This window comes from Sphingobium boeckii (assembly GCF_014199215.1).
Classification (GTDB): domain Bacteria; phylum Pseudomonadota; class Alphaproteobacteria; order Sphingomonadales; family Sphingomonadaceae; genus Sphingobium_A; species Sphingobium_A boeckii.
This window is the reverse complement of record NZ_JACIJC010000003.1, coordinates 503,497-527,200: the sequence shown is the minus strand read 5'-3', so window position 1 is coordinate 527,200 and position 23,704 is coordinate 503,497. Positions and strand designations below refer to the sequence as shown.

The window sequence follows — 23,704 nt, the reverse complement described above, 5'->3', positions numbered from 1 at the left end:
GAATGACGAAGTGAAAAAACTCGCCTAACACCGGCCGATGCTGACCGGCCTTTCCATTCGTGATGTCGTGCTGATCGAAGCGCTCGATCTGGAATTCGTGCGCGGGCTGGGCGTGCTCACGGGCGAGACCGGCGCGGGCAAATCGATCTTGCTTGATTCTCTGGGGCTGGCGCTGGGCGCGCGCGCGGAAAGCGGGCTGGTGCGTCAGGGGCAGGCGCAGGCGGTGGTCACGGCCAGCTTCGATCTGCCCGGCGATCACAATGCACAGGCGCTTCTGGCCGATAACGGGCTGGAGGCCGCACCGGGCGAGCCGCTGATCGTGCGCCGGATCGTAAAGGCCGATGGTGGCAGCCGCGCCTTTATCAACGATCAGGCGGTGTCCGCCGGCCTGCTACGCGAGATCGGTGCCACCCTGGTGGAGATCCACGGCCAGCATGATGATCGGGGATTGCTGAACGCCAAGGGCCACCGCGCGCTGCTCGACATGTTTGCGCGCGCTGATACCGGCGCGGTGGCCGCGGCTCATGCCGCGTGGCGCGGGGCGGAGGCGGCGCTGGTGCAGGCACGCGTGGATATCGAAACCGCAGCGGCGGATCAGGAATGGCTTGAGCATTCCATCGCCGAACTCACCACCTTCGGGCCGGAGGATGGCGAGGAAGACATTCTGGCCGATGAGCGCGCCGATATGCAAAAGGGCGCGCGGCTTTCCGAAGACATGATCGAGATTTTGAAGGCGTTTGAGGGATCGGACGGGGGTCTGGCCCAATTGCGCCAGGCCGCGCGCCGGCTGGACCGGATTGCGGGCGAGCATGAGATGCTGAGCGCGGCGCTGGCCGCGCTGGATCGCGCGGTGATCGAAGCCTCAGAGGCCGAGGATGCGCTGGAGCGTGCGGGGGAGGCGCTGCGCCATGATCCCGAGCGGCTGGACCAGATCGAGACGCGGCTGTTCGAATTGCGGGCGCTGGCACGCAAGCATCGGGTGCAACCCGGTGAATTGGGCGCGCTGCTGCGCGAATTGAGCGGACGGCTGGAGCGGATCGAGGCGGGTGCCGATGGACTGGCCGCGCTGGAGGCCGATCTGAAAACAAAGGCGGCCGCGTATCGCACGGCATCAGAAGCGCTGAGCGACAGGCGCAAGGCGGCGGCGACAAAGCTGGATGCAGCGGTGGCGAGCGAACTCGTACCGCTCAAGCTGGATGCCGCGCGCTTCCACACCGCGATCGAGACCTTGCCCGAGGCGCAATGGGGCGCGGCCGGCCGCGATCGCGTGGAATTCGAGATATCGACCAACCCCGGCGCGCCGTTCGCGCCGCTGGTGAAGATCGCATCGGGCGGCGAACTCAGCCGCTTCATCCTGGCGCTGAAGGTGGCGCTGGCTGAAGAGGGCGGGGCCGGCACGATGATCTTCGACGAGATCGATCGCGGCGTGGGCGGCGCGGTGGCCAGCGCGATCGGCGAGCGGTTGGCGCGGCTATCCCAAAGCGCGCAATTGCTGGTGGTGACTCACAGCCCGCAAGTCGCGGCACGGGGCACCGAGCATCTTCTCATCGCAAAGAGCCATGATGGATTCGTTACGCGCACAGATGTGATCGTTCTTGGCGAGGATGAACGACGCGAAGAGATTGCGCGTATGCTCTCCGGCGCAAGCATTACTGACGAGGCGCGGGCACAGGCGGATCGTTTGCTCGAGCCAGCGTGATCGTTAAAACTCATAATCTGCGTGATTATTATACTTAATCATGAGATTGCGAAGTTTTAACAATTCAATAAGGTGATGTGCCAACAAGAAACACCGAAAATGGTGATGTTGTTGTATCAATTTCGAGATGGTAGCTGAAAATTGCAAGTGCCGGTCAGGTACGAAGTGATTTTTCGGGGGTTTCTCATCATGAAGAATTCAAGAATATTATGTGTTGTCGCGTCCGCCGTAATGTCCTGTCTGCCCGTTCAGGCTGCGACCCTGATCGGCAAGACCGTGAAGGTGGAATTTTATTCGCCCAATCTGAATTGGATCGATAGCAGCTTTGTCCATACGGCCGGCGTCTCCGATGACATGCTTTTGTTCGATATTCTGGTGAGCCGGTTTACCGAGGGCAGCTTCGTGCTGGACGCACTGTCGGCAATCAACTTTCTCAGCGCCGAATTTAATGGCTTTAGAATCTTCGATTCCAACAATGAACTGAATGCCTTTACCAGCGTGACGCTGAGCGGGCTTTCGACACATCCCTACATCGCCACCTTCGATCCCGAGCGCATCACCTTCGATGCCGACAATATCTATATCAACCTGCAGGGCACCGGGATCCGGGGCGGCCGCAATCTGATCTTCGATATCGAGACCGCGGCCGGCGTGGTGGCGAGTGAAATTCCCGCCGCTGTGCCGGAACCAGCCACATGGGCGATGATGCTGGCGGGCTTCGGTCTGATCGGCTCGGCCATGCGCAGTCGTGTTCCTGCCGGCGGATGCGCTGCTCACAGTGCCACAATGGCTTGATCGGGGTGCCGCTCATCCTTAACGCAAAGGCATGAGCGCACTGCCCGACACCGAAGCCGCCGCTGCGGAAGAATTGGCGTATCTTGCCGCGGAGATCGCGCGGCATAATGCGCTTTACCATACCGATGATTCGCCGGAAATTTCGGACGCGGATTACGACGCGCTGATCCGGCGTAACAGCGCGCTCGAGGCTGCTTTCCCCCATCTGGTGCGCGCGGATTCCCCCAATGTGAAAGTGGGGGCCGCGCCTGCGGGGCATCTCGGCAAGGTCACCCATGCGCGTGCGATGCTCAGCCTGGAAAACGGCTTTGCGGACGAAGACATCGCCGAATTCGGCGCGCGGGTGCGGCGGTTCCTGAAGCTGGGTGACGGCGAGGCGCTGGCTCTGACCGCTGAACCCAAGATTGACGGACTCTCCTGCTCCTTGCGCTATGAAAAGGGCGTGCTGGTGCAGGCCGCGACCCGCGGCGACGGCGCGACCGGCGAGGATGTGACCGCAAATGTGAAGACCATTGGCGATATTCCAGATCAACTCCTTCTGTCCCGAGCGAAGTCGAGGGACGGGGGGATACAACCGGAACGTGCCTCGACGGCGCTGGACGCAAACGGAAATGGCGATGATCGCATTCCTGATGTTCCAGACGTCTTCGAAATTCGCGGCGAGGTCTATATGTCCAAGGCCGATTTCGCAGCGCTCAATGCGCGGCTGCTGGCCGAGGCGGATGATCCGGGCAAGGCGCGGCAATTCGCCAATCCGCGCAATGCCGCCGCTGGATCGCTCCGGCAGAAGGATGCCAGCGTGACGGCGGCGCGGCCGTTGCGGTTTTTAGCGCATGGCTGGGGCGAAGTATCTGAAATTCCCGGCGAAACGCAATTTGACGTCATGAAGGCGATCGAGCGCTGGGGCGTGCCGGTGAGCGAAATGCTGATCCCCGCCGATGGGGTGGAAGCCGCGCTGGCGCAATATCGCGATATCGAGGCGAAGCGGGCGGATCTGCCGTTCGATATCGATGGCGTGGTCTATAAGGTGGACCGGCTCGACTGGCAGCAGCGGCTGGGGTTCGTGGCCAAGGCACCGCGCTGGGCGATCGCGCATAAATTTCCGGCCGAACGCGCGCAGACGCTGATCCGTGCGATCGATATCCAGGTGGGGCGGACTGGCAAACTGACACCCGTGGCGCGGCTGGAGCCGGTCTCGGTGGGCGGGGTGGTCGTCACCAACGCGACGCTGCACAATGCGGACGAAGTGGTGCGTCTGGGTGCGCGGGCGGGAGACCGGGTGGTGATCCAGCGCGCGGGTGACGTGATCCCGCAGATCGTTGAAAATCTGACGCGCGACGCGGATCGTCCGCCCTTTCCCTTTCCCGAAACCTGCCCCGAATGTGGGTCCGCCGCCGAACGCGAGCCGGGCGAGGTGGATTACCGGTGCACCGGCGGGCTGATCTGCCCGGCACAGCGGGTGGAGCGCCTGCGCCATTTCGCCAGCCGTCATGCGCTGGACATCGAAGGCCTGGGCATCACCAATGTCGAGAGCTTCTTTCGTGACGGCCTGATCGCCGCGCCCGCCGACATCTTCAGGCTGACCAAAGAGACTTTGCTGGCGCGCGAACGCTGGGCGGAGATTTCGGCGGCCAATCTGATTGCGGCGATCGACGCGCGGCGCACGCCCTCGCTGGATCGCTTCCTGTTTGCTTTGGGGATCCGGCATGTGGGTGAGGTGACCGCGCGGGATCTGGCTCGGCGTTATCGGAGTTGGGATGTCTTTCGTGCGGTGATCGATCGGGCGCTGGCGGCGCGCGCCGTGTTCGTGCCCGCGGTGGGCGAGAGCGCGGACAAAAGCCTCGCGCGTGAGGCCAAGGAACTGGCGGCGATCATCGAGACGCCGGGCGTGGGGCCGGAGGTAGCGCTGGCGCTCGTCGATTTCTTCGCGGAGCCGCACAATGCGGATGCGGTCGCCGATCTGCTGGGGCAGCTCACGCCTGCGGATCTGGTCCACGAAACCCGCGCTTCGGCGGTGAGCGGCAAAACCGTGGTGTTTACCGGCAGCCTGGAGACGATGAGCCGCGACGAGGCCAAGGCACAGGCGGAGGCGCTGGGCGCGAAGACCGCCGGATCGGTATCGGCTAAAACCGATCTGGTCGTGGCCGGTCCGGGTGCTGGATCAAAGCTGAAAAAGGCGACCGATCTGGGGATCGACGTGATTGATGAGGCCGCATGGGCTAGAATCGTGCAGGCCGCGGCCGGCAAGTAATTCAGATGCTTTCATTCCGAAAGGGAAAGAAATATCTTTCACGTCATCTTAACCGAAATCTCCTATAACGAACATGTGGGGCGATACGGAACCGAGTTGGGACCGCGATCGTAATTGTGCAGACCAAAGATCGCCAAGGAACCCCATGTCACAGGCAAATCCAAAGCTCATTATAGAAGATGCTCTTAGCCTGCAGGCCGCGGAGGACCGTCGTCAAGGCGAGCGTTATCTTTCCATTATGCGTGTCGGCAAGCTGGTAAAGCAGGATGCGCAGGAACTGTGTGTCATCCGCAACATATCTTCCGGTGGACTGATGGCGCATGTCACCGCGCATCATGCCATTGGCGATCGGATCGAGATCGAGCTGAAATCCGATGTGAGGCTTTCGGGCGAAGTCGTCTGGGTGAAGGACGGCAATATCGGCGTCCGATTCGATGGCGAGGTCGAGGTGAGCGATATCCTCACGCACCGTCCGGGTGCCGATGGTCGCAAATCCCGCGCGCCGCGGCTCGAAGTGCACGGCAAGGCCGTTTTGAAGTGCGATGATCTGCAGTGCAACGCTGAAATACGGGATATATCGCAGGGCGGCATGAAGGTGGACGTCGCCCAGGCTCTGATCGCCGGACGCGATATCGTGATCAAGGTGAAGGGGCTGGAGACCATGAAGGGCGTGGTCCGCTGGTGTCGCGAGGGACAGGCCGGTCTGGCTTTCCTCCGCCCGATACCGTTCGATGCGCTGACCCGCTGGCTCGAAGATCGGTCCGCCGCGCTCTGAACCCGCGCACGGATGTTTTTCCGACCAACCGCCTTGTTTCGCATCCATTCCGGAAGGTTCCGAGCAGCCTTGATGGAAACGATCCATCGTCTGTCAGCCCATCAGCGTCTGGATCAGGCCGCAGAGCGGATCACATGGTCCGCTTTTTTCAACGCCGTCGCTTCACCATTCGAAGCGCGGGCCAGTCGCCACGATCGATCCTTCCGGCCAGCCGCAAGCCCTGGCGGCGATAGGCCTGGGCAACCTTGGCGGCCTGACTGTCCAGCAAGCCCGCCAGCACGAGCGTGCCGCCCTCGGCCAGACGATCCGAAATCTGCTCCGCCATTTCGATCAGCGGCCCTGCCAGGATATTGGCGATGATCAGATCATAAGGCGCCCGACGGTGAAGCAGCGGATGCGCCATGCCGGGGGCGACGGCGAGCGCAAGCTGCCCCGCGCGATTGCCCAGCGGCACATGGTTGATGGCGGCATTTTCACGGGTCACGTCGATCGAGATCGGATCGATGTCCGATGCCGTTGCGTGGGCGCGGGGCCACAGGTGCATGGCGGCGAAGGCCAGCAGGCCGGTGCCCGTGCCCAGATCGATGATGTCGCGATAGACATGGCCGCTGCGCTTGAGCGCATCGAGCGTCAGCAGGCAGCCGGTGGTGGTCTCATGCTGGCCGGTGCCAAAAGCGAGGCCCGCCTCGATCAGGAAGGGCTTGGTGCCTTGGGGCACGTCATCCTTATGCGTCGAAGTGTGCACGAAGAAGCGGCCGGCATGGACGGGTTCGAGGCCCGCCTGGCTCATGGTGAGCCAATCCTGATTTTCGAGCTGTTCGATGACCGGCACTGCCCCGGTCGCGCTGGGGATGAGCGACTGGATCAGCGCGATCGTCTCGGCATCGGGCTCGCTTTCGAAATAGGCGTCGAGCCGCCAGGCTTCGGGGTCGTCCAGCACGGCTTCGCTGGTCATCAGCACGGGCGGGAAATCGAGCACGGCAAGCGGCATGATCTCCCCTTCCAGGGACTGAGCCTCGGCCAGCGTGCAGGGCAGGGTGAGTTTCCAGGATTCGCCTGGTGGTTGATCAGCGGACATAGGAGGCTCCATTCACGTCGATGACGGAACCGGTCATCGACGGCGGCGCGTTGAGCGCCAGGAAGGCGGCGGCTTCGGCCACCTCGTCAGGGGCGGCGACCCGGCCTAGCGGAATATCGGCCAGCAATTTGTCGCCGCCGCGGCTCTCCAGATAATCCTCGGCCATGCCCGTCATCGTGAAACCGGGGCAGATGGCGAACGCAAGAATGCCTTCCCTGGCGTAGCCCCGCGCGATCGTCTTGGTCATCGCTACCATCCCCGCCTTGGAGGCAGCATAATGCCAGTGCGCCGGGCTGTCCCCGCGATAGGCGGCGCGGCTGGCCACGTTGACGATGCGGCCCGCGCCATTGGCTTGGAAATGCAGCACCGCACGGCGGCAGAGTTCGGCCGAGGCGGTGAGATTGATCTGCAGCGTGCGCGCCCAAGATGCGCTCCACGCCGCGTCGTCTGCATCCAGCGGCGCGGCTTCGAACACGCCGGCATTGTTGATGAGCACATCGATCCGGCCATCCAGCCGGTCGAGCGCATCGGCCCACAGCTTTGCGGGTGTGGCGGGATCAGCGAGATCGCCGTCCGCGCTGCCGGTGCCGATCAGGCGGACGTCTTCGCTGGCGAACCGCGTGGCGATCGCCGCGCCGATCCCGCGGGTCGCGCCGGTGAGGAGGATGTGTGTGGTCATGGCGGGTCCATAGACCCGATGATCACGGGAGCCTAGGGGGCGAAGGGGTTTGTCACCGAAACGGGTGTCCGCCGTTATCCGATCCGCGCCACATAGCCCCCGGCTGCCTGCTTCAGCGTACCGATCTTGTCCTGCATCGTGCCGAAACCGTTTTCGAGCTGGTCGATTTCGGCAGCGACGCTTTCGGTGTCTGAGCGGATGGAGGCGATGGTGGATGACATGGAATCCGCGGCAAGCGCGGTTTCATCGACCGCGGCAGTGATCATGGTCACGGTCTGCGCCTGGGTTTCCATGGCTTCGCGGATGCGCTCGGCCGATGCCTGAACCTCGGCCACGGTATCGCGGATCGAGGCGTTGGTCTGGACGGTGGTGCGCGTGGCGGACTGGATCGATTCGATCTTGGCGGCGATATCGTCGGTCGCGCGCGCGGTCTGGTTGGCGAGGCTTTTCACCTCCTGCGCCACCACAGCAAAGCCGCGGCCCGCATCGCCTGCGCGCGCGGCCTCGATCGTGGCGTTCAAGGCCAGCAGATTAGTCTGCCCTGCAATGTCGCGGATCAGGCCGAGAATCGATTCGATCGATTTGGCGTGTTCGGAGAGCATCTTGGAGACGCCCACGGCCTCGCCCGCCTGGCTCGACGCGCGGGTGGCGATATCGGCGGCGATCTCCACTTCGGAGCGCGCTTCCTCGATCGCGCGGATCAGGCCGGCGGCGGTCTGGGCGGCTTCGCGCATGGCCACGGCGGATTGTTCGGCGGCGGCGGCCACTTCGGAAGTCTTGCTCAGCATCCCGCGCGCGGAATCCGATGCACCATGCGCCTGATGACGCAGCGCGTCGCCCAGATCGGAAGCACCCTCCACGCCGCTGGCGATCTGTTCGTTGAACATGCCGGCGCGTTCGGCGCGCTCCTGCTGGGCCTGTTGCGCATCCTTGGCGCTGATGAAGGCGGACATGATTTCGGCCTCGACCACCGCGAGCCGCTGGACCGCGTCCACGCAGCGCTTGAACCGCGCGCCATCCTCGCCGCATTGCTCGAACAGAATGTCGATCGTGCGGGTGTGTGCAAACGACAAGGCACCAAGAACGCTGTGCAGCGGAACGCCGCCCGCGCGCGAGGATGCGGCGTGATTCAGAGCATAATTGGCCCAATCCTGCCCTGCCGGATCGGAATATTTGGCGATGACATACAGCGTGCTGGCCATGATCGAATCATGCAGCCGCCGCTCGTCATAATTCTTGCGGATATGCGCGGTGCCGGCGGATTTCAGGAATTGCTCCCAGAAATGCGTGGAGATTTCCTGCGCCCGGCCATCCAGCATCGAGAAAATATCGCGGCACGTTTCTCTGAGCGTGCCATCCCAATCGAAATCGGGCAGGCGCACATTGATCGGTATGACGATGCGCTCTTCGTTGATGCTCATTTTCAGCCCTGTCCCCGGAATATCATTGCCGCGTGACACTAGAGGCTTCTGGTTAACGACCTGTTATCGATAAGCCATGGGAAGGGCTGTTGCATGGATGATCCCATCGTCCTAACAGCGCAAAAAAGCCATAAACTAGGGAACAACATGACTGGTAATCCCAAACGGCCTTTGTCGCCGCACCTGAGCGTATGGAAATGGGGTCCGGCGATGACCGCCTCGATCGTCCACCGCGTCACCGGCAACGGTCTGGCGACGGTCGGCGCGATGCTGCTGGTCGGCTGGCTGGTGGCTGCGGCTTCGGGCCAGGAAAGCTATGACTGGTATATGGGATGGGCGACATGGTGGCCCGGCAAGGTGGTCGCGGTCGGGATCACATGGTTCTTTTTCCAGCATCTTTTCGGCGGCATCCGCCATTTCGTGCTGGATACCGGCGCTGGCTATGAGCTGAAAACCAATAATTTCTGGGCGAAGATGGTATGGGCGGCTTCGATCGGCTGCACCATATTGGTCTGGCTCATCATTTTCTGGAAGGCACTCTGATGGGCAGTGGCACCCGTATCGGCCGCGTTCGCGGTCTTGGATCGGCCAAGCATGGCGCGCAGCACTGGTTGCAGCAGCGCCTGACCGCGGTCGGCAATATCGTCTTGATCCTGTGGCTGATCTTCTCCTTTCTCTCGCTGCCCGCGCTCAGTCATGGCGCAGTGACCACTTGGCTCTCCGCCCCGCTGGTCGCGGTGCCGATGATGCTGATGATCGTCAGTATCTTCTGGCATCTGAAGCTGGGGATGCAGGTGATGCTCGAAGATTATGTGCATGATGAGGGGCTGAAACTGCTCTCCCTCGTCGCCCTCAATTTCTATGCCATTGGCGGCGCGGCGCTTGGCCTGTTCGCCATCGCCAAGATCGCTTTCGCTGGAGCGCCCGCATAATGTCTCAAGCTTACAAGATCATCGACCACACGTATGACGCCGTTGTCGTCGGCGCGGGCGGCTCGGGTCTCCGTGCCACCATGGGCATCGCGGAGAGCGGCCTGAAGACGGCGTGCATCACCAAGGTGTTTCCCACGCGCAGCCACACGGTTGCGGCGCAGGGCGGCATTGCGGCGAGCCTGGGCAATAACAGCCCGGATCACTGGACCTGGCACATGTTCGATACCGTAAAGGGTTCGGATTGGCTGGGCGATCAGGATGCGATCGAATATATGGTGCGTGAGGCGCCGGCGGCGGTTTACGAGCTGGAACATGCCGGCGTGCCGTTCAGCCGCAATCCCGAAGGCACGATCTATCAGCGTCCATTCGGCGGCCATATGCAGAATATGGGCGAAGGTCCGCCGGTGCAGCGCACCTGCGCGGCGGCCGATCGCACCGGTCACGCCATGCTTCATGCGCTCTATCAGCAGAGCCTGAAATATGATGCGGATTTCTACGTCGAATATTTTGCGCTCGATCTCATCATGGAAAATGGCGCGTGCCGCGGCGTCATCGCTTTGTGCATGGAAGATGGCACGATCCATCGTTTCCGCAGCCATTCGGTCGTGCTGGCCACGGGCGGCGGCGGTCGCGTCTATCAGTCCGCCACCTCGGCGCACACCTGCACCGGGGACGGCAATGGCATGGTGCTGCGCGCCGGGCTTCCGCTGCAGGATATGGAATTCGTGCAATTCCACCCGACCGGCATTTACGGTGCCGGCGTGCTGATCACCGAAGGCGCGCGCGGCGAAGGCGGGTATCTCACCAATTCCGAGGGCGAGCGCTTCATGGAGCGCTATGCGCCCAGCGCCAAGGATCTGGCGAGCCGCGATGTGGTCGCGCGCTCGATGGCGATGGAAATCCGCGAAGGCCGCGGCGTCGGCAAGGAAAAGGATCATATCTTCCTGCATCTCGATCATATCGATGCAGGCGTACTGGCCGAGCGTCTGCCGGGCATTACCGAGACGGGCAAGGTCTTCGCGAACGTCGATCTGACGCGCCAGCCGCTGCCCGTGGTGCCGACCGTGCATTACAATATGGGCGGCATCCCCTGCAATTATCACGGCGAAGTCGTGACGCTGAAGGATGGCAATCCCGATACCGTCGTCCCCGGCCTGTTCGCAGTCGGCGAAGCGGCCTGCGTTTCGGTGCATGGCGCCAATCGTCTGGGTTCGAACTCGCTGATCGATCTGGTCGTGTTCGGCCGCGCCACCGGCCTGCGCCTGAAGGAAACGCTGAAGCCCGGCACCTCCCATGCGTCGCTGCCCAAGGGTTCGGAAGAATTCGCGCTCAGCCGCCTCGATCACTTCCGCAACGCGCAGGGCAGCACGCCCACGGCGAAAATCCGTCAGGATATGCAGAAGACGATGCAGCGCCATTGCGCGGTGTTCCGCGATAGCGCGCTGCTCGCCGAAGGCGTCAAGCATATGGATCAGGTTTATGCCAGCATGGCGGATGTCCGCGTGAGCGATCGTTCGCTGATCTGGAACACCGATCTGGTCGAGACGATGGAGTTGGACAACCTCATCAGCCAAGCGGTGGTCACCATCCGCGGCGCAGAAAACCGCCACGAAAGCCGCGGCGCGCATATGCACGAGGATTACCCGAACCGCGACGATGCGAATTGGATGAAGCACACGATCAGTTGGTTCGAAGGCTGGGGCGGCAAGGGCGGCAAGGTCACCCTCGATTACCGTCCCGTGCACGAATACACGCTGACGGACGATATCGACTACATCAAGCCGAAGGCACGGGTTTATTGATTTGGTGCTGCTTAATCCCTCACCGGTTCGGGGAGGGATTAAGCAGGTCACCTTGCCTCATCGCTTCCGGCCTCTAGCCGATCCACCAGCCACATCTTGATCAAGGCCTGCCGGGTGACGCCACGCCTTTTGGCCTGCTGATCGAGCCGTCGCACCATCCAATCGGGAAAATCGACATTCACGCGACGAGGCTTGAGGCTGGGGCGTGTGGCATTCGACCAGTCGAAAAATTCGCTGACATCCTCTTCGTTGTCGAAGCGGTCGTCGAGCGCGGCGGCGCTAATTTTGCTGGCTTCGCTCATATGCCTTTTCCTCATAATCCCTTGCACGCCGGACGGAGATGATCCGGATTGTGTCGTCCCGGCGGGTGATGATCGCCGTCCAGAGACGCGCCGACATCGCGCCGATGACCAGCCATCGGGGTTCCATCACACTTTGCACAGATGGTACCTCAATGGCGTATGGATCATCCCACAACGCCTGCGCTTCTTCAAAGTCCACGCCATGCTTCACCTTGTTCGTTGCACTCTTGGCCGGATCATAAACGAACATGACCTCTTATCGCATGAATAAGGTATAATTTCTATACCGAAACTGCTATTTTTTCGCCTTCTCATCCTTCGGCTCTTCCGCCGGCTTCATGACGATCGCCTTGGGAGCGGCGGGTGGTTTGCAGCCCTTGGCCTTGCCCATGCCCTTCATGAAGCTGCGACGGCTGATGCCGCTGTAAAGCGCGCGCTGGTAGCGTTTGGTGGCGGCATTGGCCCCGGTCACTTCGCGGACGATACCCCGAAAGGGGATGAGGCCGGTCAGCAGCCCGCCACCCACGTCGATCGCGGTATCGATGGTCTTGCGCTTTTCCTCGTCGGTTGAATCGACATCGGCACCCAGCACGGCATTGAGCGCCTCCACCTCATCGCTGATCTGGCGGCAGGTCTTGATGCCCTTGGTGGCGTAGGGATCGTCCTGGATCGCGATGAGCTTGGGTGGAATCTCGTCCTTCGCGATATTGAAATCTTCGAGCGGCTGGCGGGCGGCCTGGCCTGCGCGCTGGCCGGTGGTCGCAGAGGGTGCGCCGGTTTGGGCGTGGACCTGCGCTATTGGCATGAGCATCAACGCCAGCGCGAGCCATGTGCGTGGTGTTTTCGTGTAACTGGTCATGAAATGTGCCCCTGTGTGCGCCGACAATGCGGCTGCGATCGTTCGGCGTGGTAACGTGCCGGCGCGGCTTTCCGTTTCACCCGCATCCGGATTTTTCCCAGCGCACGCCTGCGCTGCGCGCAAAGCGCTGGCGACAATGGTCAGATCAGTCGCAATTTCCGTCCGGTCTTGCCCAGTGCGGCGCGATCATCCTGTGACAGGGCGAAACGGCAGGTGAGCCAGAGTGCGGCCATGCCGAGGATCAGGATGATCGGAAGCTGGAGCCATGTGGGCGTGAGATAGGAGGCGGCCAGCGAGAGCATCAGCGCGGGTATCGTGATGCCGATCGTGCGGATGACCACCGTGCCGAAGGGGGTTTCGAACGGATGGAGCTTTTCATGGATATGAAGCTGGATCAGCGGGATGGCCGCGGTGATGATGAAGCCCGCGCCTACCGCGAGCGCCATCACGGTGAGGCCCATGCGCGGGATCAGCGGGATGACGATGGCGGCGGCTGCGGCCAGGCCGATCAGGCTGGCGGTGATCTGCCGATGATAGGCACCGATCACCTGCTGCACGGCGACCGAGGCGCTGAACACCGCTTCCGCCATGCGCGCCAGGATGAGGATGATGAGCGCGGCATGGGCCTGGTCCGCGCCCGGCCCGAACAGATCGAGGATCGCGTCGCCGCCCGCCGCCATTACGCAGCCCAGCGGCACGGCGAGCGCGAAGATGAACCGCGTGGTAAAGGCATAAAGCCGGCGGACCTCCTCATTGCCGCCACGCGACGCCGCGGAGGCCAGCGGGGCGAGCACATAGCCGAAGGCCAGCCGGATCAATTGCACGATGCTCGAGACCTTGCGCGCGATCGTGTAGAGCGCGGCAGAGGTGGCACCGGCTGCGCCGGGCAGCAGCGCATTGAGCACGATCGGCGGCGCATCGCCAAAGACGCGCCCGATCGCGTTGGAGGGCAGGATCGAAAGGCCCGCGCGCAGGGTTTCGAAGAAGATCGGGCTGGCGAGGGGGCGCTCGAACAGCAATGTCAGATCATAATGCCGCGCCAGCAGACGGATGCTGAGCAGGCAGGTGATCGCCAAGGAGATCAGATGCGCCGCGAGCAGCGCGAGGATCGACGGGCTGATCAGCCAGAAGAGGATCGCCAAGACGAGGCGGATTACCTGCTCCCAGAGCAGCCGCAGGCGGATCTCCGCGCCGAACAGGCGACGCGCGCGCAGCGCCGAGGTGGAGATTTCGACAAATGCCCAGAGCGGCAAGGCCCAGATGAAGAACTGGACCGACTGGATGAGGACCGCGCGATCCTTGGCGGCGACGTTGATCAGCGGCGCGACGTCAGCGGCGAACAGCGAAATCCCTAGCGCAATCAGCAGGCAGGGGATCACGCCGAGCAATAGCGATGCGCGCAGCGCCGCCACGGCATCGCGCTCATCCTTGGCCTGCGGCACCACGCGCTGCAGCGCGGACGTCATGCCCAAGTCCGCGATATTCTCAATCAGGCTGATCGCGGCCCAGAGAACGGCATAAAGCCCGAAACTCGCCAGCCCGAACAGCCACACATAAAGCGGCTGGGAGACCACTTCGATCACCGCACCCATGCGCGCGAGCAATGTGGTGCCAAGCCCCCGCGCGAAATCGCGATTGGTCACTTTGTCCGAAGCTGGGTCGGGCAGTGCTGTATCGTCGCTCATGCAGACGCCTTGGCGCGGATGCGCGCGAGCGCGGCAAGCACTTGATCCGCCGCGCGATCGGGCACGCCGGCGTCGATCGGGCCGAGCTTGCCCTCGGTCTCCGCCTGTTGCAGCGCCCGGTAGCGTGCATGGCGTTCGTCGGCATGGGCGATGGCATCCACGATCTGATCCGGCGTGGTGCACACGTCGCCCAGCGTCCACATCTGATAATCCGGATTGCCGCGCCAGTTCACACCATGGGCGTCGGCGAAGAGGCACGGGCGCGGGCGATGGAGGAATTCATAGACCTGACTGCTGACATCGCCGAGATAAATATCGGCAAGCCGGGTATAGGTCATGTCCCCCAATTTTGAAGAATCGAAGTCGAAGACGATATTGGGCGCGGCCGGACGGTTTCGCCAACGCGCGCGCTCCGCCGCATCCATGCGATCGTAGAGCCGGGCGTGGGGGGCGATGATCAGATTGAACCGGCCATCCACAGCGATCCGGTCGATCAGCGCTTCGGCCATCGACCAGGAAGACAGCCGCGTATCGAAATGCGGATTGAAGAGCACGATCGGCTTGTCATCGGCAAAGGGATTGGCGGGCGGCGGCGCATCGGGGCCGGTAAGCACCGCCAGTTTGATCGATCCCGCGATCGTGCAGTTTTCAGCGGTGGCCAGCCCCTGCGCCAGCGTCCGCTGGTAAATGAGCGGACCGGCCACGAGCACATGATCGAATAAGGCAATGCGCGGATCGAAGCCCTTGGCGCGATCGCCGGCACCATGCGGGAAGTGGATCATCACCGGGCGGCGACCGGGCAGGCGCTTGAGCAAGGTGGAGGTGCGTTCGGCCGCGAACAGCGCATCATGGGTCAGCAGCTTGCGCCGCGTGGTCAGCAATTCGATCGGCTTGGCCCCGCGATTGCCGCCGAGCAGGCGGCGCAGCGCCTTGGCCCAGCGGGGCAGCACCATGGGCACCACCGGGATTCTGGGTGCGGTTTCGGCGTCGAGCTGCGCAAACATGGCGGCCAGCGCCTTGGCATCCCCGACGCTGACATAAGCGGTGATCGCGACGTCCGGTCGCCGCGCCAGCGCCAGCGCCAGCGGCGCGATATGCAGCATCTGGTGAATCCCGCCGACAAACAGGAATCCGATATCTGCCGATTGGGATTGTTGTCCGCGTGTCATTTGCCTAAGCCCTATAGCTGTTTCAGGCCACGCGCCAGATTTTCAAGCACAAGCACCGGACATGATAGAAAAAGCCATTATTCTCAGTGCCGGGCAGGGTTCGCGGCTGCTGCCGCTGACGGCCGAACGCCCCAAATGCCTCATCGATTTTTCGGGCCGATCGCTGCTCGCATGGCAGGTGGAGATGCTGGCCGCGCGCGGCGTGCGCCGGATCGATGTGGTGACCGGTTTCATGGCCGATCTGGTGGAGGCGGAACTGGAGCGCCTGAAGCGGCCAGGGCTAGAGCTGAACGCGTGCTTCAATCCGTTCTACAAGGTGGCCGATAATCTGGGCTCCTGCTGGATCGTCCGCGCGGCGATGGAGGGAGATTTCCTGATCCTCAATGGTGATACGCTGATTTCCGATGCGATCGTCGCGCGCGCGCTGGGTGCCGAGGGCTGGCCGATCACGGTGACCATCGATGTGAAGCCGGGCTATGACAGCGATGACATGAAGGTGAGCCGCGTGGGGGATCGGCTGGCGGCGATCGGCAAGACGCTGACCGCGGCGCAGGCAAATGCCGAATCGATCGGCTTCCTGGCCTTCCGTGGCGAGGGTGGCGGGCTGTTTCGCGCTATGGTGGAAAGCTATATGCGCACGCCGGTTGGCGTGGAGCATTGGTATCTCAAGATCATCGACGCGCTGGCCCCCGGCGGGAAGGTCGGCACGGTTTCGATCGAAGGGCTCGATTGGGCCGAGGTCGATTTCCTGAATGACATCGAAATCGCGACGATGCTGACTGACCGCTGGCGCGATCAGGCGGGGAAATAGCCCTTCAGCCAATCGGCGAAGGCAGCGATCTGCGCGTCATCCAGCGCCACCGCCTCGCCCAATGCGGGCGGCTTGGGCCAGCCGGCATCGACGAAGGCAATGCCCTCACGCGATCGCACGCCTTCATAGCGCGGGATCACATGGAAATGGACATGGCGGTCGACCATCATCAGCATCAGGTAATTGATCTTCTGATAGCGCATCGCCCCCGCCAGCGCGGTTTCGATATCATGCGTGACGCTCGCCAGTTCGGCGAAGGCGGCGGGATCGAGATCGCCGAACGCAGCAGCTTCGGATTTGGCCGCCAGCACGAGTGAACCGAGCGTGGGCTGGGCCGGGCGGAGCAGCACCATCCAATGCGTATATTCGCGGACCAGCGTGGCGGGATGGCCGAATTTGCGGATCGTATCGTTCATGCCGGTGCCTGCAGCCAGCTTCGGATATTCGCGCCACGCGCACGCTGCAGATAGGCCTGGCCCAGACGGACGGCATGGACGAGCAGGGAGATCAACGTCCACCAAGCCACGGCGATCAGGCCGAGATCGGGTCTTCCAAAGGCTGTTGCGGCAAAGAGGATGATCATGTTGGGATTGCGCCGTGCCGTGATCAGGCGGAATTGCGAATCGAACTTCTCCCACACATGGACGTGCATCCCGAAGCTGGAGATGAAGGCACCTTCCACGAAGCGCTGAACCACATAGCCGCCGACGATGGCGATCATCGCAAACCAGAATTGTTCGGGGCTGAGCGCCAGGCCCCAATAAGCGAGCCCCACAGCCCAAGCATACCACCAGAAGGGGGGATGGACGAGATCGATGCCATGATCGAACACATTGCCCCACCAGGATGAGGTGATCGTGCAGCGCGCCAGCTTTCCGTCCACGGTGTCCAGCACCATGAACACCAGCCCCATCGCCATGCCTGCCCAATAATGGCCATAGCCAAAGGCGAAGGTGGCCAGCACGCACAGGATCGCGCCGACCGCGGTGACCATATTGGGCGTAATGCCCAAGCGCGCGGCGATGCGCGTGATCACCAACGCCCATTCGGGCCAGAGATATTTGGTGAGAATATCGGTCACGCCCTTATACGCACCGAAATAGCTGGCGCGTTCGAGCGGACGGACCGTGTCTGCGTCCAGCCGGTCGAGGAAAGGCGTCTCGCGTTTGCGCAGTTCCTTATTCTCCAGCACGGGGCCGCTTTCATAAGCGGTCACATCGAGGCTGGATGTGGCGGGCAGGGGCGTCTTGTTGCGCATCGCGCCAGCTACCGCGCGGGCCTCATCCTCCGTGCGGGCGTAAGCGAGCACGGGGACGCCTCCGTTGGAGAGCGCTTTGCCGGGATGCGCCGCGATATGGCGCAGCCAGCCCGGATCGAAAGCGAAGCCGGCATTGACGAGGACGCAGGGAGGCGCGGGCGCTTCGCTATCCTGCCAGCCCAATGCGGCGGCGGCGGCGATGCGCCGGGTGCGTTCCTGGGTATCGAGACCCCATAGCTTCACCGGATTGGTGCCGATCACCGCAATATCCGGGCGTTTGTCTGTATCGTTGGTCATGGAGGGCCGGCCTACAGGAAAGCCGGGCTCCGCGACAAGGCCTGCGCGGCGCGGCTGGCGATTTCCTGCGGCTTGGTCTAGCGCGGCAACGATGCAGACCATCGCGCCCGTCACCGCCCTTGTCGCCGCCGGCCGCCGCCCCGGCCTGGATCCGTTTGCCGCCGAATTCGGCGTGCTGGACAAGGCGCTGATCGAAATCGACGGGCAACCGATGCTGGCGCATGTGCTGAAAACGCTGCTGGCGCATAAGGCGATCGGCGATATCGTGATCCTGGCGCAGGAACCCGATCTGCTGTCAGCGCATCCGGCGATCGGTGCCATCGTGGCGGACAGGCGGATTTCCTTTCTCTCCGGCGGCGATTCGGTGAGCCGTTCGGTGGCGGCTGGTATCGCGCCCGGCACATTCCCCTATCTGATGACGACGGCGGACAATCCTTTGCTGAATGGCGCGATGATTGATTTCTTCCTGGCCACCGCGCGTGAGGCCCAGGCTGATGTCGCCGCGGCCGTGGTAAGCGAAGCCGTCTTTCGCATCCGGTTCCCCGACGCCCGGCGGACCTGGCTGCGTTTTGCCCGCGGTGCGTATTCGGGCAGCAACCTCTTCTGGTTCGGCGGGGCAGCGGCCAATCGTGTGCTGGAGGTGTGGCAGACGATCGAGCAGGATCGCAAGAAGGGCCGCGCCGTGATCCGCGCTTTCGGTTTGCCGATTCTCATCGGCGCAGGATTGCGGTTGCTCACGCTCAAACGCGCGCTGCGCCGGGCGGGGCGGCGGCTGGGCGTTCATGTGGTCGCCGTCGAGCTTCCCTTCCCCGAAGCCTGCATCGACGTCGACAAGCGCGCAGACCATGAGATCGCGACCGCGTTGCTCCGGGAACGGGCGCGTTAGGATTTTCTGATATAAGGGACTTTCATCAAGGGGGCCGATTGACTATCGGCTTTCCGGTACACAAATCCGCGGGAACCATATTCATGGCCGAATTCACGCTGCCGAAGAATAGCAAGATCAAGCCCAAGGGCAATGTCCACAAGGCAGCCGAAGGCGCAACCAATGTGCGCCCGTTCAAGGTCTATCGCTATGATCCCGATTCGGGCGAAAATCCGCGTTATGATACGTTCGAGGTCGATCTGGACGAATGCGGGCCGATGGTGCTCGATGCGCTGATCAAGATGAAGAGCGAGCAGGATCCCTCGCTCACCTTCCGTCGCTCCTGCCGCGAGGGCATTTGCGGCTCCTGTTCGATGAATATCGACGGACGCAATACACTGGCCTGCACCCATGCGATCGAGGATTGCAGCAAGGAAGTGCAGATCACGCCGCTGCCGCACATGGATGTGATCAAGGATCTCGTCCCCGATTTCACGCATTTCTACGCGCAATATTCGTCGATCAAGCCTTGGCTGCAAACCGTGACGCCGCCGCCCTCGGGCAAGGAGCGCCTGCAGTCGCCGGAAGATCGCAGCAAGCTGGACGGGCTTTACGAGTGCATCCTGTGCGCCTGCTGCTCCACATCCTGCCCCAGCTATTGGTGGAATTCGGATAAGTTCCTCGGCCCGGCGATCCTGCTCCAGGCCTATCGCTGGCTGGCCGACAGCCGCGACGAGATGACCGGCGAGCGGCTCGACGAGCTGGAAGATCCCTTCCGCCTGTATCGCTGCCACACGATCATGAACTGCGCGAACGTCTGCCCCAAGGGTCTGAACCCGGCCCGGGCGATTGCCGAAGTGAAGAAGATGGTGGTCGAACGCGCGGTGTGATGCCGCGCCGCGCTGGATGGCAAGGTGATTTCAACATGAGCGCGGCCAGATTTCTGAGCGAACCGGATCCGGAAAATCCGGGCTGGCATACATGGGCGTTGAGCGACTCGACGCGGTTCAACAGCGTGCTTGGCAAGATGATCCTGCGCCTGGACCCTGATGGCCAGGCGCGGATCAGGATGTTTCCCGCGCACATCCACTCGAACCTGTCCAACAATGTGCATGGCGGCACGACGCTGGCGTTCATCGACGTCTCGCTCTTCGCGGCCTCGCGGCTGTTCGGTCTGATTGATCCGGGCACATCGGTGACGCTCGATCTTTCGACGCACTTCATCGGTGCGGGCAAAGTGGATGAGCCGCTTGACGCCGTGGTGGAGCTGTTACGGGAAACCGGACGATTGCTGTTTCTGCGCGGGTTGATCGTGCAGGGCGATCACACGGTGGCGAGCTTCGCCGGCACGATCCGCAAGCCGGGCAAAGCCGCATGATGGCAAAAACCCCGTTTGGGCTGAGCCTGTCGAAGCCTTTTCTCCTGACCGGTTCAGAAACAAAAAAAAATGGGGGTTTCGACAGGCTCAACCCGAACGGAATGGTGCGATGACGCGCGTTATCGATCGCTATCAGGCGCTCGTCGCCAGAGGGGAATTGCGGGAAGATGCCGAGCAGCGCTGCGCGGCGCAGCGCCTGGATGAACTGGCGGACAAGCTGCAGGCCGTGCCCAAGCGGGGCAGCCTGCTCTGGCGGCTGACGCAGGCCAAGCCGGTGCCGCAACGCGGCGTCTATATCTGGGGCGGCGTGGGGCGCGGCAAATCCATGCTGATGGATCTGTTTTACGACACGGTGAAGATCGAGCGGAAACGCCGCGTGCATTTCCACGAATTCATGCTGGAGGTTCATGCGCGCCTGCGCGAGGTGCGCAAGACCGAGGTGAGCAATCCGATCCTGCCGGTGGCCGAGGCGCTGGTGGGCGAGGCGCGCCTGCTGGCGTTTGACGAAATGGTGGTGAACAACAGCGCGGATGCCATGATCATGTCGCGGCTGTTCACCGCGATGATGGAGCGCGGTCTGACGGTGGTCGCCACGTCGAACCGCGCGCCCAAGGAACTCTACAAGGACGGGCTGAACCGCGAGCATTTCCTGCCCTTCATCGCGCTGATCGAACGCGATCTGGACGTGCTCACGCTGAACGGCCCGGTCGATTACCGGCTTCACAGGCTGGGTGGCATGGCGACCTGGCATACGCCGCTGGGCGAAGAGTCCACCGCGGCGATCCGCGAAGCCTTTTTCCGGCTGACCGATTATCCACCCGAAGACAGCGCCCATGTGCCGTCTGAAGATATCGAAATCCCCGGCGGGCGGACGATCCATGTGCCCAAGAGCCTGAAGGGCGTGGCAGTGTTTTCGTTCAAGCGACTGTGCGCGGAAGCGCGCGGCGCGGCCGATTATCTGGCGATCACGCGGCGCTATCATACCGTGATCATCGCCGGGATTCCCCGGCTCGGCCCCGAAAATCGCAACGAAGCCGCGCGTTTTGTCACGCTGATCGATGCGCTGTACGAACATAAGGTGAAGCTGCTCGCCAACGCCGCCGCGGCACCGGCGGAGCTGTATGAAAAAGGCGATGGCGCCTTCGAATTCGAGCGCACCGTGAGCCGCCTGATGGAAATGCAGTCCGAAAGCTATCTCGCATTGGGACATGGCGAGGATTAAGGTTTACGAGATATTTATTCCCTGCAATTATTGCGGCGCAGCATCTGCCAGGGGGCGGGATTGCCGGCATTTGGGGATAATGGACGATGGACACGCAATCGACGTCGTTGGACGTTGCGCCCCACATATTTGCGGCATCATCGAGCGAAGCTGCCGCGCCGGAAATGTCGATCGTTATCCCGACATACAATGAAAAGCAGAATATCCGCGTCATGCTCGCTGCGGTGGAGCAGGCACTGCCTGCCACCCGCTGGGAATTGGTGTTCGTGGACGACAATTCCCCGGACGGGACGGCGGATGAGGTGCGGCGTCTGGCGCAATCCGATCCGCGCGTACGCGTTGTGCATCGTTATGGGCGTCGGGGGCTGTCCAGCGCGTGCGTGGAAGGCGTAATGGCGACCGCGTCGCCCTATATCGCGATCATGGACGCCGACATGCAGCATGACGAGGCAATTCTGGGCCAGATGCTGCATCGGCTGAAGACCGAAGACGTCGATATCGTGGTCGGCAGCCGCTATGTCGAGGGCGGCGGTTTTGGCGAATGGAGCAAGACGCGCCTGTGGATGAGCAAGCTGGCGACGGCGATGGCCACGCGGCTGACGCGCACGCCGATCGGCGATCCGATGAGCGGCTTCATGATGTTCGATCGCGCCGCGTTCATGCGTTCATTGCCGCAGCTTTCTTCGGTGGGCTTCAAGATCCTGCTGGATATCGCGGCTAGTGCACCGGTGCCGCTCAAGGTGGCGGAGGTGCCCTATGTTTTCCGCAATCGCCAGTTCGGCGAGAGCAAGCTCGATTCGCTCGTGCTGTGGGAATATTTCCAGCTTCTGCTCGACAAGATGTTCGGCCGCTATATTCCCGTCCGCTTCCTCAGCTTCGTTCTGGTCGGCGGGTTCGGCGTGTTCGTGCATTTCGCTGTGCTGACAGCCATGTTCAAGGGCTTCGATACCAGCTTTTCCGAAGCGCAGACGGTGGCAACGATCATCGCCATCTCGAACAACTTTTTCCTGAACAATCTTCTCACCTATCGTGATCAGCGGCTGCGCGGCCGATCCATGGTCATGGGCTGGGTCACGTTCAATCTCGTGTGCGCCACGGGGGCTGCGGCGAATGTGGGCGTGGCGGATTGGCTGTTCACGCATAAATCCTATTGGGTGCTCTCCGCGCTGGCCGGGATCAGCGTCAGCGTGGTTTGGAATTATGTTATGTCGTCCTTCTTCACCTGGCGGCGCAAAAGTTGATGGCGGTGAGGCCCGCGGGGTCTATCGGGAAAGGCTTCCCATCCGCCGCTATCGCGACTGCGAATTAGTCGCAAAGATAATCGCTTTTCCGGGCATTTGGGCGGTTGCCCTGCCCGGTTTATGGGCCTAAGCGGACGCCAATCTGTATCGAGCGCGGCAGACTTTCTTGCGTGGCCGCCTTATTTTGCCGGTGAGGAGAATATACGACATGGCCCGTAAGAAGATTGCGCTGATCGGCGCAGGCAATATCGGTGGAACGCTGGCGCATCTCGCGGCGCTCAAGGGTCTGGGCGATATCGTCCTGTTCGACGTGGTGGAAGGCGTGCCGCAGGGCAAGGCGCTCGATCTGTCTCAGTGCGGTCCGGTCGAGGGCTTCGACTCCACGATCACCGGCTCGAATGATTATGCCGACATCGCCGGCGCAGACGTGATCATCGTCACCGCAGGCGTCGCCCGCAAGCCCGGCATGAGCCGCGACGATCTGCTCGGCATCAACCTCAAGGTCATGAAGGCCGTGGGCGAGGGCATCAAGGCCAACGCGCCCGACGCCTTCGTGATCTGCATCACCAACCCGCTCGATGCGATGGTCTGGGCGCTGCGCGAATTCTCCGGCCTGCCGCATAACAAGGTCGTTGGCATGGCCGGCGTGCTGGACAGCGCGCGTTTCAGCCACTTTCTGGCGGACGAGTTCAAGGTGTCGGTCAAGGAAGTCACCAGCTTCGTGCTGGGCGGCCATGGCGACACGATGGTGCCCGTGGTCGAATATTCGACCGTGGCCGGCATCCCCATCCCCGATCTGATCAAGATGGGCCGTTCCACCAAGGAGCGGATCGACGCGATCGTGCAGCGCACGCGCTCGGGCGGCGGCGAGATCGTCGGCCTGCTCAAGACCGGTTCGGCTTTCTATGCGCCCGCCACCAGCGGCATCGCAATGGCCGAAGCCTATCTGTTCGACAAGAAGCGCGTGCTGCCCTGCGCCGCTTATGTCGAAGGCAAATATGGCGTTGACGGCCTTTATGTCGGCGTGCCCGTGGTAATTGGTGCCGGCGGCGTCGAGGAAATCCTCGAAATCAGCCTGGACGATGAAGCCAAGGGCAATCTTCAGGTGTCGGTCGATGCGGTGAAGGAACTGCTGGTGGCCTGCAAGGCGATCGACGAAACCCTGAAATAATCTTGCCGATCCCG

24 protein-coding genes are annotated in these 23,704 nt (G+C 62.5%); 14 read left to right on the top strand and 10 right to left on the bottom strand.

The window, feature by feature from the left end; genetic code table 11:
- Positions 1 to 37 precede the first annotated feature (37 nt).
- From recN to FHS49_RS10930, 4 genes are all read left to right on the top strand, one after another.
- Positions 38 to 1,699 carry a DNA repair protein RecN gene (gene recN / locus FHS49_RS10945; protein ID WP_184018311.1) on the top strand — a complete coding sequence of 554 codons (1,662 nt, stop codon included), beginning with the start codon at positions 38 to 40 and terminating at the stop codon, positions 1,697 to 1,699.
- Positions 1,700 to 1,930: 231 nt separating this feature from the next.
- Positions 1,931 to 2,494, top strand: coding sequence for a PEPxxWA-CTERM sorting domain-containing protein (locus FHS49_RS10940; protein ID WP_184018309.1), 564 nt, complete (start codon positions 1,931 to 1,933; stop codon positions 2,492 to 2,494).
- Between the two features lie 31 nt (positions 2,495 to 2,525).
- Positions 2,526 to 4,745, top strand: coding sequence for an NAD-dependent DNA ligase LigA (gene ligA / locus FHS49_RS10935; protein ID WP_184018308.1), 2,220 nt, complete (start codon positions 2,526 to 2,528; stop codon positions 4,743 to 4,745).
- A 73-nt stretch (positions 4,746 to 4,818) separates the two neighbouring features.
- Positions 4,819 to 5,520, top strand: coding sequence for a PilZ domain-containing protein (locus FHS49_RS10930; RefSeq protein ID WP_343052964.1), 702 nt, complete (start codon positions 4,819 to 4,821; stop codon positions 5,518 to 5,520).
- A 148-nt stretch (positions 5,521 to 5,668) separates the two neighbouring features.
- Here the strand turns inward: FHS49_RS10930 and FHS49_RS10925 are convergent, their stop codons facing one another.
- The 3 genes from FHS49_RS10925 to FHS49_RS10915 form a co-directional block, all read right to left on the bottom strand.
- Entirely contained in the window at positions 5,669 to 6,598 is a 930-nt protein-coding gene (locus tag FHS49_RS10925) for a 50S ribosomal protein L11 methyltransferase (protein WP_184018306.1), read from the bottom strand.
- Complete coding sequence (locus FHS49_RS10920; RefSeq protein WP_184018305.1) at positions 6,588 to 7,277, bottom strand: SDR family NAD(P)-dependent oxidoreductase; 690 nt, start codon at positions 7,275 to 7,277, stop codon at positions 6,588 to 6,590. Before FHS49_RS10920 ends, FHS49_RS10925 begins: the two co-directional genes overlap by 11 nt.
- Before the next feature lie 74 nt (positions 7,278 to 7,351).
- On the bottom strand, positions 7,352 to 8,698 hold the full coding sequence (locus FHS49_RS10915) for a methyl-accepting chemotaxis protein (RefSeq protein WP_184018304.1): 1,347 nt from the start codon (positions 8,696 to 8,698) through the stop codon (positions 7,352 to 7,354).
- 147 nt (positions 8,699 to 8,845) lie between these two features.
- On the opposite strand from FHS49_RS10915, the gene sdhC reads away from it, so the two are divergent.
- Genes sdhC through sdhA form a run of 3 tightly spaced genes read left to right on the top strand, consistent with a single transcriptional unit; the run spans position 8,846 to position 11,432 of the window.
- Positions 8,846 to 9,241, top strand: coding sequence for a succinate dehydrogenase, cytochrome b556 subunit (gene sdhC, locus FHS49_RS10910; RefSeq protein WP_184018303.1), 396 nt, complete (start codon positions 8,846 to 8,848; stop codon positions 9,239 to 9,241).
- A complete protein-coding gene (sdhD, locus tag FHS49_RS10905) occupies positions 9,241 to 9,630 on the top strand; it encodes a succinate dehydrogenase, hydrophobic membrane anchor protein (RefSeq protein ID WP_184018302.1) in 390 nt (129 codons plus the stop codon). The genes sdhC and sdhD overlap by 1 nt, the downstream gene beginning before the upstream one ends.
- Complete coding sequence (sdhA, locus tag FHS49_RS10900; protein WP_184018301.1) at positions 9,630 to 11,432, top strand: succinate dehydrogenase flavoprotein subunit; 1,803 nt, start codon at positions 9,630 to 9,632, stop codon at positions 11,430 to 11,432. Before sdhD ends, sdhA begins: the two co-directional genes overlap by 1 nt.
- A gap of 47 nt (positions 11,433 to 11,479) precedes the next feature.
- Here sdhA and brnA read toward each other — a convergent pair whose 3' ends face one another.
- From brnA to FHS49_RS10875, 5 genes are all read right to left on the bottom strand, one after another.
- Complete coding sequence (gene brnA, locus FHS49_RS10895) at positions 11,480 to 11,734, bottom strand: type II toxin-antitoxin system BrnA family antitoxin (protein WP_221240468.1); 255 nt, start codon at positions 11,732 to 11,734, stop codon at positions 11,480 to 11,482.
- A complete protein-coding gene (locus FHS49_RS10890) occupies positions 11,712 to 11,984 on the bottom strand; it encodes a BrnT family toxin (protein ID WP_184018300.1) in 273 nt (90 codons plus the stop codon). Before FHS49_RS10890 ends, brnA begins: the two co-directional genes overlap by 23 nt.
- Before the next feature lie 45 nt (positions 11,985 to 12,029).
- Positions 12,030 to 12,593 carry a hypothetical protein gene (locus FHS49_RS10885; protein ID WP_184018299.1) on the bottom strand — a complete coding sequence of 188 codons (564 nt, stop codon included), beginning with the start codon at positions 12,591 to 12,593 and terminating at the stop codon, positions 12,030 to 12,032.
- Positions 12,594 to 12,733: 140 nt separating this feature from the next.
- A complete protein-coding gene (locus tag FHS49_RS10880; RefSeq protein WP_184018298.1) occupies positions 12,734 to 14,278 on the bottom strand; it encodes a lipopolysaccharide biosynthesis protein in 1,545 nt (514 codons plus the stop codon).
- The gene (locus tag FHS49_RS10875) at positions 14,275 to 15,447 is read right to left on the bottom strand and encodes a glycosyl transferase (protein ID WP_184018297.1); all 1,173 of its coding nucleotides are present in this window, start codon (positions 15,445 to 15,447) and stop codon (positions 14,275 to 14,277) included. The genes FHS49_RS10880 and FHS49_RS10875 overlap by 4 nt, the downstream gene beginning before the upstream one ends.
- Positions 15,448 to 15,508: 61 nt before the next feature.
- On the opposite strand from FHS49_RS10875, the gene FHS49_RS10870 reads away from it, so the two are divergent.
- On the top strand, positions 15,509 to 16,258 hold the full coding sequence (locus FHS49_RS10870) for a phosphocholine cytidylyltransferase family protein (protein ID WP_184018296.1): 750 nt from the start codon (positions 15,509 to 15,511) through the stop codon (positions 16,256 to 16,258).
- On the opposite strand, the gene FHS49_RS10865 is transcribed toward FHS49_RS10870, so the two are convergent.
- Together FHS49_RS10865 and FHS49_RS10860 are read right to left on the bottom strand one after the other, a co-directional pair.
- A complete protein-coding gene (locus FHS49_RS10865; protein WP_184018294.1) occupies positions 16,243 to 16,674 on the bottom strand; it encodes an HIT family protein in 432 nt (143 codons plus the stop codon). The genes FHS49_RS10870 and FHS49_RS10865 overlap by 16 nt on opposite strands.
- Entirely contained in the window at positions 16,671 to 17,813 is a 1,143-nt protein-coding gene (locus tag FHS49_RS10860; RefSeq protein ID WP_184018292.1) for a CDP-alcohol phosphatidyltransferase family protein, read from the bottom strand. The genes FHS49_RS10865 and FHS49_RS10860 overlap by 4 nt, the downstream gene beginning before the upstream one ends.
- Before the next feature lie 91 nt (positions 17,814 to 17,904).
- Between FHS49_RS10860 and FHS49_RS10855 the strand changes: the two genes are divergently transcribed.
- The 6 genes from FHS49_RS10855 (at position 17,905) to mdh (ending at position 23,690) form a co-directional block, all read left to right on the top strand.
- The gene (locus FHS49_RS10855; RefSeq protein ID WP_184018290.1) at positions 17,905 to 18,699 is read left to right on the top strand and encodes an NTP transferase domain-containing protein; all 795 of its coding nucleotides are present in this window, start codon (positions 17,905 to 17,907) and stop codon (positions 18,697 to 18,699) included.
- 83 nt (positions 18,700 to 18,782) lie between these two features.
- Positions 18,783 to 19,568 carry a succinate dehydrogenase iron-sulfur subunit gene (locus tag FHS49_RS10850; RefSeq protein WP_184018287.1) on the top strand — a complete coding sequence of 262 codons (786 nt, stop codon included), beginning with the start codon at positions 18,783 to 18,785 and terminating at the stop codon, positions 19,566 to 19,568.
- Positions 19,569 to 19,603: 35 nt separating this feature from the next.
- Entirely contained in the window at positions 19,604 to 20,056 is a 453-nt protein-coding gene (locus FHS49_RS10845) for a PaaI family thioesterase (protein WP_184018285.1), read from the top strand.
- A 109-nt stretch (positions 20,057 to 20,165) separates the two neighbouring features.
- The gene (gene zapE, locus FHS49_RS10840) at positions 20,166 to 21,278 is read left to right on the top strand and encodes a cell division protein ZapE (protein ID WP_184018283.1); all 1,113 of its coding nucleotides are present in this window, start codon (positions 20,166 to 20,168) and stop codon (positions 21,276 to 21,278) included.
- A 164-nt stretch (positions 21,279 to 21,442) separates the two neighbouring features.
- Positions 21,443 to 22,519 (top strand): glycosyltransferase family 2 protein, encoded by a 1,077-nt coding sequence (locus tag FHS49_RS10835; RefSeq protein ID WP_246350576.1) that lies wholly within the window; start codon positions 21,443 to 21,445, stop codon positions 22,517 to 22,519.
- Positions 22,520 to 22,727: 208 nt separating this feature from the next.
- Positions 22,728 to 23,690 carry a malate dehydrogenase gene (gene mdh, locus FHS49_RS10830; protein WP_184018279.1) on the top strand — a complete coding sequence of 321 codons (963 nt, stop codon included), beginning with the start codon at positions 22,728 to 22,730 and terminating at the stop codon, positions 23,688 to 23,690.
- The last annotated feature ends 14 nt before the right edge of the window (positions 23,691 to 23,704 follow it).

Excerpts from the sequence above, each read along its gene's own strand:
- recN (WP_184018311.1), top strand. The coding sequence starts at position 38 with ATGCTGACCGGCCTTTCCATTCGTGATGTCGTGCTGATCGAAGCGCTC.
- FHS49_RS10940 (WP_184018309.1), top strand. The coding sequence starts at position 1,931 with ATGTCCTGTCTGCCCGTTCAGGCTGCGACCCTGATCGGCAAGACCGTG.
- ligA (WP_184018308.1), top strand. The coding sequence starts at position 2,526 with ATGAGCGCACTGCCCGACACCGAAGCCGCCGCTGCGGAAGAATTGGCG.
- FHS49_RS10930 (WP_343052964.1), top strand. The coding sequence starts at position 4,819 with ATGTGGGGCGATACGGAACCGAGTTGGGACCGCGATCGTAATTGTGCA.
- FHS49_RS10925 (WP_184018306.1), bottom strand. The coding sequence starts at position 6,598 with ATGTCCGCTGATCAACCACCAGGCGAATCCTGGAAACTCACCCTGCCC.
- FHS49_RS10920 (WP_184018305.1), bottom strand. The coding sequence starts at position 7,277 with ATGACCACACACATCCTCCTCACCGGCGCGACCCGCGGGATCGGCGCG.
- FHS49_RS10915 (WP_184018304.1), bottom strand. The coding sequence starts at position 8,698 with ATGAGCATCAACGAAGAGCGCATCGTCATACCGATCAATGTGCGCCTG.
- sdhC (WP_184018303.1), top strand. The coding sequence starts at position 8,846 with ATGACTGGTAATCCCAAACGGCCTTTGTCGCCGCACCTGAGCGTATGG.
- sdhD (WP_184018302.1), top strand. The coding sequence starts at position 9,241 with ATGGGCAGTGGCACCCGTATCGGCCGCGTTCGCGGTCTTGGATCGGCC.
- sdhA (WP_184018301.1), top strand. The coding sequence starts at position 9,630 with ATGTCTCAAGCTTACAAGATCATCGACCACACGTATGACGCCGTTGTC.
- brnA (WP_221240468.1), bottom strand. The coding sequence starts at position 11,734 with ATGAGCGAAGCCAGCAAAATTAGCGCCGCCGCGCTCGACGACCGCTTC.
- FHS49_RS10890 (WP_184018300.1), bottom strand. The coding sequence starts at position 11,984 with ATGTTCGTTTATGATCCGGCCAAGAGTGCAACGAACAAGGTGAAGCAT.
- FHS49_RS10885 (WP_184018299.1), bottom strand. The coding sequence starts at position 12,593 with ATGACCAGTTACACGAAAACACCACGCACATGGCTCGCGCTGGCGTTG.
- FHS49_RS10880 (WP_184018298.1), bottom strand. The coding sequence starts at position 14,278 with ATGAGCGACGATACAGCACTGCCCGACCCAGCTTCGGACAAAGTGACC.
- FHS49_RS10875 (WP_184018297.1), bottom strand. The coding sequence starts at position 15,447 with ATGACACGCGGACAACAATCCCAATCGGCAGATATCGGATTCCTGTTT.
- FHS49_RS10870 (WP_184018296.1), top strand. The coding sequence starts at position 15,509 with ATGATAGAAAAAGCCATTATTCTCAGTGCCGGGCAGGGTTCGCGGCTG.
- FHS49_RS10865 (WP_184018294.1), bottom strand. The coding sequence starts at position 16,674 with ATGAACGATACGATCCGCAAATTCGGCCATCCCGCCACGCTGGTCCGC.
- FHS49_RS10860 (WP_184018292.1), bottom strand. The coding sequence starts at position 17,813 with ATGACCAACGATACAGACAAACGCCCGGATATTGCGGTGATCGGCACC.
- FHS49_RS10855 (WP_184018290.1), top strand. The coding sequence starts at position 17,905 with ATGCAGACCATCGCGCCCGTCACCGCCCTTGTCGCCGCCGGCCGCCGC.
- FHS49_RS10850 (WP_184018287.1), top strand. The coding sequence starts at position 18,783 with ATGGCCGAATTCACGCTGCCGAAGAATAGCAAGATCAAGCCCAAGGGC.
- FHS49_RS10845 (WP_184018285.1), top strand. The coding sequence starts at position 19,604 with ATGAGCGCGGCCAGATTTCTGAGCGAACCGGATCCGGAAAATCCGGGC.
- zapE (WP_184018283.1), top strand. The coding sequence starts at position 20,166 with ATGACGCGCGTTATCGATCGCTATCAGGCGCTCGTCGCCAGAGGGGAA.
- FHS49_RS10835 (WP_246350576.1), top strand. The coding sequence starts at position 21,443 with ATGTCGATCGTTATCCCGACATACAATGAAAAGCAGAATATCCGCGTC.
- mdh (WP_184018279.1), top strand. The coding sequence starts at position 22,728 with ATGGCCCGTAAGAAGATTGCGCTGATCGGCGCAGGCAATATCGGTGGA.